The following is a 10,745-nucleotide window of genomic DNA, read 5'->3' on the forward strand; positions in this document are numbered from 1 at the left end:
GACCTGACAATTGTTTATTTAGATTATCAAGTGAGACCATAGCTATAGTACATATAAGTAATCAGCGCCTTTAGTGACTCTTAAAAGTTCTTTGGTATACTCATTAGGTAGTAAGAAGCAATTAAATACCTTAAGAATAGCTTGCTCTGCTGCTTGGTTAAGCTTTACTAACAGAAGGTTAAAAAAACAATTATCTTAGGATAGTATCGTTAACTAAACAGTCTTTAACCAAGGAACTTTAGTGAGCATCTTTAAGAAATTTTTTTGTCTGTTATGTACCTTTGAACCAAAATTTGCAGAAGCAAATTAGATCTACGACACATTCTCACAGATTTAGTGGTTGCCAGCAATAACTAAACCTGTGATAGGTAATTGACTTCGGGTGCAGTTTATTCCTTTAGTTTAAAACCGCTGCCGTATTAGCTTGGAGATAGAAAATATATGGTAAACGATAATTACTTTTGGCAAGGTGGACGTAAGATTCCAATTGAGCGAACAGAAAGTGACATTACGTTGCAAACTCCTAATGCAGAAACAGCACGGGCAGCAGCAGATGAAGTAGGAGTTTCTTTAGAGGAAGTAAATCAAGTTGGTCCTAACTTAATCCGAGCTACTGTATTAGGGGATCGCGATCGCTCAATGACTCAATTACGCCAATCAGATAATGTAGTTCATCATGTCTATCGGGCTCCAGGGCAAGCCGATTCTGAATATCTGATCACTGACTCCTTCTTCATTAAATTCAAACCTGAAACTTCAAGGCAAATCATTGATGAGTTCTTGCGGTATGAGAAGCTGGAAGTAGTTCAAGATCTGGGGCAAAACACGCTACTCGTTCAGGTGACTAACGCAACGAACCGAAATGCTCTCAAAACGGCTAATTTAGCAGCTTCTCGACAGGATGTAGAGTATGCTGAGCCCAATTTAGTTCGCCAGCTCCAGCGGTTTGCGTTTATTCCAGCAGATGAATTGTTTCCTCAGCAGTGGCATTTACATTCTCCGCGAAATGATACAGATTTGGCGATCGAAGCAGGTATCTTTGCGCCAGAAGCGTGGGAAATCACCCTTGGTTCACGAGACATTGTTATCTGTGTAGCGGATGATGGTTTTGACTTAAGTCATCCTGATTTTCAAGGGAATGGCAAAGTTGTAGGGAAATTGAATGCATTTGAAAGCAATAGTGGAACTGTTTTCTTCACAGACGATGTTTTGCCAAAGGGAGATGATTATCACGGAACTCCCTGTGCTGGTGTTGCCTTGGCGGAGATTAATGGACAAGGCACAGTTGGGGTAGCACCAGGCTGCGCATTTCTAGCAGTCCGTTTTCCATTACAGTTTGATGACGCTGCCATGATTCAGCTATTCAACCGAATCTCTAGAGAGGCAGACATTGTATCTTGCTCGTGGGGCTATGGCCCTGCCAATGCCCCGCTTAGTCGAGCATTTTCAGATGTTTTGTCGGAACTAACACGGACTGGAGGGCGACGGGGTAAAGGGCTGGTTATTTGTGTAGCGGCTGGTAATAATAACTGTCCGATCAAGGATCTGGATAACACGCAAACCTACGAGTTTATTGATGGCAATAGAGTGCGCCGACGTTATAGTGGGCCAATTGATCGCTGGATTGCTGCGCATCCAGATGTCATTACCGTTAGTGGTTCGACTTCGCTCAAAACTCGTTCAGCTTACTCATCGTGGGGACGTGAGGTTTGTGTTTGTGCGCCAAGCAACAATTTTGATGACTTGCGACGGTTTGTTCCACGGGGTCGTGGCGTAGTAACAACTGATAATGAAGATTTTGGCTCAGACTTTACAGAGGGATCTCGCTATACGGCTGATTTTGGTGGGACATCAAGCGCAACTCCAACGGTTGCTGGGGTATGTGGGCTTATTCTTTCCCATAATCCTAATTTGACAGCTTTAGAAGTAAAGAGACTACTCCAGGAAACAGCTGATAAAGACCTGAAAATTGAATCAGAAACGCCCGTTAATGAACCTGGTGATTTCGTCGATGGTTTTAGTCTTTGGTTCGGTCATGGTAAGGTCAATGCAGCCAGGGCAGTCAAATCAGCATTTCCAGAGGCAGAAATAACTATTGACCAGGAGGTTCAAGCAGGTTTAGAGATTCCAGATGCAGATAGTCCTATTTTTAGCAAAATAGAAATCTCTGAAAATGGGGCCATTAATGACATCCGCATCGCGCTTGATCTGACTCACACCTACATTGGTGATTTACGCATCGATATTACTGCCCCAGATGGCACTGCTGTAACACTTCATGACCATAAGGGTAATTCGACAGACAATATCCGCATGGTTTACACGGTTTTGGAATTACCTGCATTGCGAGCCTTTGTTGGTAAGAGCATACAGGGAACCTGGATTATAAGTGTGGTAGACAATTGGAGAATGGATGTAGGCCGGCTCAATTCCTGGCGATTACTTGCCAAGGTAGCTACATCTTCATCATCTTAGACATCGCATAGGAAAGAGCGATCACCGAGTTTAACCTGCCCTTGAGCCGGATGGACTGATGATCGCCTTTAAAGCTGTTTGTTGTCGGTGGAACCATTCCTATATCGCAAATGGTGGGTAGACACTCCATCTGTTGCCCGAATCGTCTGAGCATTTGAGTAGCAGGTGCTGAAGTAACAAAGAGAGGCATAGTGATAAGAAGAACAACAAGGCTAATGCCTAAGCTTGGTTTAGCAAAACTTGGTATTTTTTTGGTTTTACTCGTAGTACTGTTAAGCAGTTCCTATCTGCTAGCTGATCTACTCCAGAGCCATGCTCTCGCTGCTGAACACGCACAATTTACAACTGGTGATTTCCGATTGCGGAGTTATCTGAAGACAAGTCACCCCACCTTTCTGAGCAGCCCGGAAGGAAGGCGCTTCTTCAATAGATCCATGCAGAGTTGTACTTCACTAGAGGCGGGCAAAATTTACCGTTTCGTCGATGGGGTAGATACGTGTGTCACACCCATGACTGATCAGGAAATTTCCCAGACACTCAATGATCCATTTGCTGCTGCAATTCTCCGCAAAGGATTGTTTCCAAATAGTGTCGATGCGATCGCTACTACGGTTGCGGGTAGTGGACTAAACTTGCAACAAGCGAATTACCTGGTTGGAGAGGGTAGCCAAATTCCGACTACAATTGCTTCTCGTGAGGAACCCCGCAACCTGCGCTATGTTCTCACTTGGGGAACAAGTCAAACCAGTGCTCAGATTCTCTTAAGTGCAGCCTCCGGTGGAAACTCTAGCTTTCTGCAAGTAGTCGCATGGAATCCTCAGTCCAATAAATACAACTTCTACGAATTTCGGGAACAAGTAGGAGAAACCAGTGGTGCGTCTACCAAGGTTTGGAGTTGGGCAGGGGATTCGGCTATGGCACAGACAGGTCAGAGTATAGGACAGGGATGTTTTGATTGTCACCGCAACGGCGTGGTGATTATGAAGGAGCTAGCCCCTCCCTGGAACAATTGGCACTCTCAATTGGCACGTATTTCACCACTGGTTGTTCCACTAACCGTGGCGCAAGAAAAATTCTTTAATAAGTTGAGTGGTGCTCAGGATTTGGAGCAGGTCGTTCGTGGTGGATTCCAGACCTACTATCGTAATTGGTTACGCGCTCGCTTCAAAACTCAGGGAGGAACCGTTCAGCTTAGTGATGTGAACCAGATGTTGCGCCATCTCATCACCAACACGACCATTAATCTGACTTCAACTCAGATTCAAAGCGATGGAGCCAATACTAGCCCAGCGAACAGTGATGTTTCTGGCATTCCCAATGATTTTTTCCTATGGGATTCGGCGCTTAAAACGGGTTTGAGCCTCAGCTATACTATCCCACCCATCACCTTCAAGCGACAAGACTATGACAATTACCTCAATACCCATAACTTCAAATTAGTTCAGTCTGACTTCACTCAACCGAACGGTTCTCCGCTCTACAAACAGAATGGCTCAACCTACTTTTCGTTCTTTTTACCAGTTCCAGCGGCAGAAGACCTTTTTATGCTGACACAGATGCGGTCTAACAAGATTGTGAATGATAAATTCATCGCTGCTTTACTGATGGTGGACTTCAAAAATCCAGTCTTTTCTGAAAAGCGCTCTAGCCTGCAACAATATGCTGATCAGATTACCACTGGTACGATTACGAATGGAGTTAGTAGTGTCCCGACTGACTTTGCTGACAAAGTTAGAACCGTCGCTGCTGGTCAACGGACTTGTGATCCAACTAACTTCGACCAATGTACTGCCGAGCAACAGTTTCTCAAAACGTGGGATCTTCCTGACGACCAGTGGAAAACCGTTGTCCAAAGGCAAATTCAGTCTTACTTGGATGAATTTAAGACAATTGCTGCTACCGAGCAGTTGGATCGACTCATGCGATTGAACGTAAAACGTCAGGCACAGTTTCAGTCCTGGCCAACAATCCAAAACCTTGATGAATTTAGCTTGTTACTGCCCCAAACCGATTTACTCCGTTAGAGCATTGCTAGAGCAAATTCTGACAGAAGCTAGAAAGAACTTACTTGCAGCGACAACAGCACAACGTTGATAGATAGAGAGTAAAAAGATGCCTAAATTACCTCAATTTGACCCACCAGCCTATCAAAATGATTTTCGTCCTGGAGAAGGAGAGAAGGAGGCAGCGTTCCGCGCTCGCTGGAGTGATAACATCAATCGGTTTACAGAACAGACCCTACAAAACGATCCCTGGGGTTCAGTTAATCAACCACCATTGACACAGTACTACAATCCACTTCTTACCGATATTCCTACAGGAACAAGGGGCGCAGCCATTCAATGGACAGCTTTTCCTAACCGGATATTAATTCAGTATCCCAATGTAGGAGAGCCTATTCAGTGGAAATATGCTGATGAGGGACCACCACCTTCTGATAACTATCGCCCTTTTGGTCCTCGTGGCTGGCAAGATGAGTATTGTGAGTGGAGCGTTACCCGCAACGCAGAAGGCAAGATTACAAAGGTAATGTTTACCTGTGAGAATCGGGAGTATTGGTATACGTTGTGGGATATCGATCCAAATGTTGTTTTACGCTTGTACCAGGAATTAGTCGGTTCTCAGGTAAAACTTGAGGATTTGTATTTACGTAATGATTGTGGTGTTCCAGTAACTGATCCAGCAACAGGGCGACCAGCCTATGACGATCGCAATCCTTGGAATAGCACAACAACAGACGGCGCTGTTCACTTGATTAGCAACCCTAATGCGTTGAGTGCTGAAATATTCCTTGCTGGACAGGCGACGATCCTTCGTAGAGATGTAGCAGGGAATGCCATTACAGACAAAAATCAGCTCATCAATTGCAGTGGCTATGGTACACCAAATCGTAATAGTGATCCGACCATTGGGGCAGAAGTTAATGCGTTGGTGCGTGGGACTGGAGTACCAGGTTCTGGTGTACGTATTTCTCTCGAAAATCCAGTTGGTCTTTACATCCAAGAACCTAGTTTTGACACCTATCAGTTGCCATTAAATGCACCTTCGGATGCTGAGCCGTTAGACTATTGGAAAATAATTCGTGGGCGCAAAAGGCAGGATGGTGAGGAGATCGACTACATCCTTCATGCGGTGTATGAAGTGCCCCAAGAGCTTGGTTTTACGGTAAGTGACATTGCAATTAACGGATTCAATATTGACTACGGAGCACAGATCGCTCAAACCTTTCAAATCGCACTTGCAGGCTTACCCTTACCTCAGGTGACGACAGATGCACTAATTTGTGCAGATGAACCCAAGCCTTTACCTCGCGCTAATTATTTGAGAGAGTCAGAGGTATTGTCTGTGGCCAAACGTTCTGGTCTAAATATGCAGATCGAGCCAGGAACTACGGTTCAGAATGTGGTAATTGAAGCAATTAATTGCGATCGCAATACCACTATTGAGTTCGTTGGTGAACCAGGCATTACTGTTGAAGTAACAGGGTTTGAAGAGAAGGACAAAACTCAATTTTTCACTTTAACTATTACTGCTGCATCTGACGCTTCCTTAGGAAATCGTTCTGTTCTCCTGAAAAACCTCGATCCAGATGCTACCCCTACTCTCCTAAATCTCCTCAAGAACTCTGATCTGGCTAATCCAGGCAACCTTGATAACATTGACCTCGAAAGTTTTTACTATGGTGGCCCTGCTATTTTTGGTTTACTAACGGTTGTTGCACCGGGTACGCTGAACAGAGCAAAAGATCCTGCTGTACCGGCAATGCTAGTAGCCAGCTCCGGCAAAATGGCAGTACCAAGTACAAATGTGTTTGCTTCTGTCCAATCACCAACAAGAAGATATTCCCGGTGAACATTGGTCTATGCTCTAAGGCAGTTTGTAAAAATAGATAGTGCATCAAAATGTGGTGAGTTCGGTAAAGTAGAACGGTACCTCCCCTCAAGCATGGTCTATGGAATGCAAACTCTGCACATACCCCCGTATCCATAAACATGGCAAAGCTCCTAACGGCAGCCAACGGTATTTCTGTCCGCAGTGCCAGCAAACATTCAATGAACGCTTTGATACCTTGTACTACCATCGCCAAGTCACGCCAGAACAGATTCGACAGGTATTGCAGGCACATAGCGAAGGCAGCAGTCTGCGAGGGATTAGCCGCACAAGCGAACTTGCCTATAACACAGTCGTTAACATCGTTCGTGCCGCCAGTCAGCAGGCGCAGTTGGTGCATAATGCTCAGGTTCAGGCAGTACAAACGCAGGAAGTGAGTGCGGATGAGCTGTGGTCATTTGTCGCAAAAAACAGAAGCAGTGCCTTCCCGACGAGTTAGAGGTTGGGGATTGCTGGATTGGAGTGAGTCTAACTGATTCGAGTGGGCTGATCCTAGCGGCCCGAGTGGGAAAACATACGGACAAATCTTGGCTCATACGCTCTTTTGGTGAAGCGATCGCATCCGTGGCATCTTGTGGTGATGGGTGCATCGCTATTCGAGCCACATTTCAATCCATTTCAATCCAATCCACAATCCACAATCCAATCCAATTTCCCAAAGCCCATATCGAGACTTCCAAGTAAGTGATAAGTGAATGCTGCTGTAGGGTGTGAAGCCGAGAAATTCAAGCCCGCAAAAGAAAACGACGCCTGAGTAAGTCCAATCCGGCGCGGCCAAACATATGTCGTTTGAGCATTTTTAAGCGATTAATCTGGCCTTCTGTGGGACCATTACTGACGTCTAGAGTTAAGCCTGCCTTCACAGCGGCGTAGTCGTCATTCAAACTTTGGGCAAAGCGGCGCAAGGGAGGCAAATCGCAGTGTAAGGCTTGCTGTCGCGTTCGGCGCTATCTGTCGCTGATCCTACGCTATCTGTCGTGTAGTTTTAGGGGCTGGAATGCTTACACAGCGTCAATTCGAGCGATGTAGTATGGCAAGTGATGAGCGTATCTTGCTGAGTGTCGCGATTTTATAACCGAGGTGTTCCACGATAAATGTCGCCTTTCCTTTAGGGAAGTGATGGCGATCGCCTTGCGTTCCACCCCTCTTTTCCAGGTTGTTGCTACCTCCAGCTCCACGATCGCCGTCCCGTCCCAACCTACAAAAGCCTAACCTCCAAATCTCAAACCCCTTCCTCCCATTACATTCCTGCCAGTTCAGAGTTGGATAACATCGCCAATTTTGCGTTTTCGTTTGTGGCGGTTGTTATGGCCAGGAAGGAGATGGTGGAGTTGATGATGGGCATCAATCTCTGCTTTGCGTTCCTGCATAATGCGTTCAATGACCCTTTGGTTGGTGCTGAAGTTCTTCAACCCGTTAATGGTGATGGCCCACTTGAGGTCATGGATCTGGTTGGGTAGGTTGTTGTGAGCCATGATGGCATCAATCGCCCGGTTGACGATCGCATCAGCTTCACCAGTTTTGTATTTGCGCGGTTTGCTTTCCTCAGTGTTTGTCTTCTCCGCAGTATCTATAGTCTGATTAGCGATCGCGGGTTGCATTGTTGGGACTGACTCTGGTATTGGTGCGGGGACTATCGTTGTCCCTGCTCGAGCGATCGCGGGTTGAGATATTGCCTCTATCTCCGGTGCTGCTGCCACTCTAGTTGTCTGTAAATGAGCGATCGCCTTTTGAGCGTTATCCTCCTGGCTAACCTTGTGTTGAGCCTGGAGTTGAAACTGAACAAACTGAGCCATGACATCAATGAGCTTGTCGAGTTTAGATTCCAATCCGCTGACTGACGGCTGCTCCAGAGATAAATTGCTTACGGATTCAGTGAATTGGATTGGTTCATTAACTGCACTTTCCTCCATCGGCTCTGGTGCAGCCTCAGTGATTTCGGAAGTAGAAGCGATCGCGGGAGCCGCCTCAACTTCATCGGGAGTCGTGACCTCTTCTGTTGCTGCTTGAGAGATCGCCTCCCTTAGTTCCACCTCCGTTATTTCACCAACTGTCGCTTCTTCAAATTCAGCCGTTGTCGCTTTTGCGGCCAACTGCTGGAGAGACCAAGCGACCCAAGCGGACATTTTATCGGGTTGGAGTTTGCCGTCAAAGTGCTCGAGAATGGAAGCGATCGCGGCTTGGTCGTCTTTCCAGATACGCAGGCTAGTGCGCTGCTGGCGCTGGCGTCCTCTGGTTGGAGTGTCATCTACCCAATCTTGAAACGGAGCAATGGGTTGAATGCCGCCTAGGCCCAGCTTAATGCCTTTGCGCTTGCCCGCGTACTGAGCAATCACTGAATCCGCAATCTCAAAATCTGCGTAGTGCCGAGAAGCGGCCAGCGATCGCCTGAGTTCTGGATTGTGTTCATCGAGCACTGCATAATGGCCTTGAATCGCGGCTCTAAACTCCACTGGGTCTACGCGAGGCGGACAGTACCAAAAGGTGGCGATCGTAGCGTAGACCGCACGGAACAAGTGGGTGTAGAGGTTGCCTCCAGCTCTGGGAGGGACGAGGTCCGAGAAGTGGCGATCGCACGCCGCCGCGACAGCGGGACCAAAGCGAGCATTCACCTCCTTAGCTGGTAGCTCTAGTGCTTCCGGTAACTCCCGTCTAATCTTGGCTAAAGCCTTGCAGACCTTCTCCGAGGTGGTCAGCGTGGGAATCTCAAAACTGAGCGTTTGCGTTTCTCCCCCACGTTTGAGCGCCCCAGTAAAGACCACACTCCAGCGCGTCTTGGGTTCAAACTTAGCCGTTGAGAGCAGCTCACTCGATCGCCTGCCTGTCAGTACCGCTAGAGCCGCAGCCACCTCTGACCACTCCGGCGACTCCAGCAAGCGAACAGCGGTGGCCACGATGCCATCAGGATTGTGCAACGGCTTCACATCTTCATTGCGTTCTGAGACCGATCGCTGTTTCTCATCATTGAGCTGAGTGTATTCCTCCGTCGAGAACTTGATATAGTCGAGCGAGAAATGGTCCTCTCCCAACTGGTCTTTAATCGCCCTACGAGTTTGGTCCATCAAACTCTGCTGTTGATTGAGAGCTAGAGCCCCGCGAGCGGACCACTCTTGCCGCATGCGAGTAACCAGTTGTTGAGCCTTGGCCCTGCCCTGAGGAGAACCAGATAGCAGAGCGATCGCCGGGAGATAGTCATTGTCGATCAAATTAGAGAGCCAAGCACGTTTACCCATATCCGTTCTCCAGATTGCATTGCTTGCCAGTTGAATGGGATAGAAAAGGAGACAGACAGCATCTCCTAAAGAGCGGTCAGAAGTTAGGTAAGAAGACTTGTCCACCAAGGCCACAGAGAGCCAGGAACCTAAAGAGATAACCTTGTCCTACTACAGCCGCGATCGCCTGTTCAAGGGCTAACTGTGGGCTAGTAGGGAGACAGAGTAACATAAGGCCAGCGATCGCCTGCTTAGTAGTTGATGACTGCTTAGTGTAAAAGAAGAGATTAAAGTTTGCGATCGCCTGTTTAGTTGTTGGTAGCTGCCCAGGAGAGAGATAGAAGATTGTAGAGTTTGCGATCGCCTGCTTAAGGTGTAAGTGCTGGTTTCTAGGCTGGTTTTCAGAACAATAGAAGAGGCTGAGATGAGCGATCGCTTGTTTAGTACTGAGTAGCTGTCCAGGAGCAAGATAGAAGATGGCAAAGCGTGCGATCGCCAGCTCAACCAAAGCAACCAATAAAGAGACAAAAGGAGAGAAACTCACAGCAGATTTAGGGAGCGTGGGCCTTGATAGCATGGAAGTACCCCTCATCGGCAAATCATCCAATTCAATTGGTTGAAGTAGCTACCTTTTTGGATTACATATTCATTCTATTTCAATCCATATTCAAAATCAATATGCAATCTATAGTTTATGCAACTCAAACCAATAAGTTAGGCGAGCGGATGGGCGATCGGACTAAATAAATTAATCGCGACAAACCTAATCCTACAAACAATTTAGCTAACCTTGCCAACACAAATTGACAGCCAAAAATTGACAGCCAAAAATTGACAGCCAACTCAATTGATTTGGATTGCTTATTTCCATATCTTTTAGAACGAATTGGATAAGATAATCCATAACAAATTCAAATGAATATGGATAATTAGATTGGATATTTCCATAGTTTGATATGGATATCTAATGAATCGGATTGGAATAAAAAGGCGATCGGCCTATGCCAACCAATAACCAAAAAGGCTGAAACCCATACACAGAGGCAATTACAAGGATTCTACAAAGGTGCGATCGCCCTCACCCTCAAGAAGTAATGCAATCCAATTCATAACATATTCAAATGGATTGGGTAATATTTGAATTGCTTATAGGAAGCGATCGCTAGT

Annotated in this window: 5 protein-coding genes and 2 pseudogenes; 4 read left to right on the plus strand and 3 right to left on the minus strand. The window is 46.5% G+C overall.

Going from position 1 to position 10,745, the window contains the following annotated elements:
* The first annotated feature begins 441 nt into the window (after window positions 1–441).
* The 4 genes and pseudogenes from H6F68_RS08930 to H6F68_RS08945 form a co-directional block, all read left to right on the plus strand.
* Complete coding sequence (locus H6F68_RS08930) at window positions 442–2,475, plus strand: S8 family serine peptidase (RefSeq protein ID WP_190558270.1); 2,034 nt, start codon at window positions 442–444, stop codon at window positions 2,473–2,475.
* Between the two features lie 434 nt (window positions 2,476–2,909).
* Window positions 2,910–4,499, plus strand: a complete 1,590-nt coding sequence (locus H6F68_RS08935) for a hypothetical protein (RefSeq protein ID WP_199299996.1) — start codon at window positions 2,910–2,912, stop codon at window positions 4,497–4,499.
* 88 nt (window positions 4,500–4,587) lie between these two features.
* A complete protein-coding gene (locus H6F68_RS08940) occupies window positions 4,588–6,327 on the plus strand; it encodes a hypothetical protein (RefSeq protein ID WP_199299997.1) in 1,740 nt (579 codons plus the stop codon).
* 100 nt (window positions 6,328–6,427) lie between these two features.
* A pseudogene (locus H6F68_RS08945) lies at window positions 6,428–6,891 on the plus strand (IS1 family transposase); the annotation flags it as partial.
* Between the two features lie 200 nt (window positions 6,892–7,091).
* Here the strand turns inward: H6F68_RS08945 and H6F68_RS08950 are convergent.
* The 3 genes and pseudogenes from H6F68_RS08950 to H6F68_RS08960 all read right to left on the minus strand — a co-directional run.
* Window positions 7,092–7,289: pseudogene (locus H6F68_RS08950) on the minus strand (transposase); the annotation flags it as partial.
* Window positions 7,290–7,622: 333 nt separating this feature from the next.
* Window positions 7,623–9,599 (minus strand): protelomerase family protein, encoded by a 1,977-nt coding sequence (locus H6F68_RS08955; RefSeq protein ID WP_190558276.1) that lies wholly within the window; start codon window positions 9,597–9,599, stop codon window positions 7,623–7,625.
* A gap of 76 nt (window positions 9,600–9,675) precedes the next feature.
* Window positions 9,676–10,155, minus strand: a complete 480-nt coding sequence (locus tag H6F68_RS08960; RefSeq protein WP_190558278.1) for a hypothetical protein — start codon at window positions 10,153–10,155, stop codon at window positions 9,676–9,678.
* Window positions 10,156–10,745: the final 590 nt, after the last annotated feature.

Origin of the sequence: Trichocoleus sp. FACHB-262, from assembly GCF_014696035.1 — a bacterium.
Classification (GTDB): domain Bacteria; phylum Cyanobacteriota; class Cyanobacteriia; order FACHB-46; family FACHB-46; genus Trichocoleus.

Coding starts and splice junctions, on each gene's coding strand:
- H6F68_RS08930 (WP_190558270.1), top strand. CDS start 442: ATGGTAAACGATAATTACTTTTGGCAAGGTGGACGTAAGATTCCAATT.
- H6F68_RS08935 (WP_199299996.1), top strand. CDS start 2,910: ATGCAGAGTTGTACTTCACTAGAGGCGGGCAAAATTTACCGTTTCGTC.
- H6F68_RS08940 (WP_199299997.1), top strand. CDS start 4,588: ATGCCTAAATTACCTCAATTTGACCCACCAGCCTATCAAAATGATTTT.
- H6F68_RS08955 (WP_190558276.1), bottom strand. CDS start 9,599: ATGGGTAAACGTGCTTGGCTCTCTAATTTGATCGACAATGACTATCTC.
- H6F68_RS08960 (WP_190558278.1), bottom strand. CDS start 10,155: ATGCTATCAAGGCCCACGCTCCCTAAATCTGCTGTGAGTTTCTCTCCT.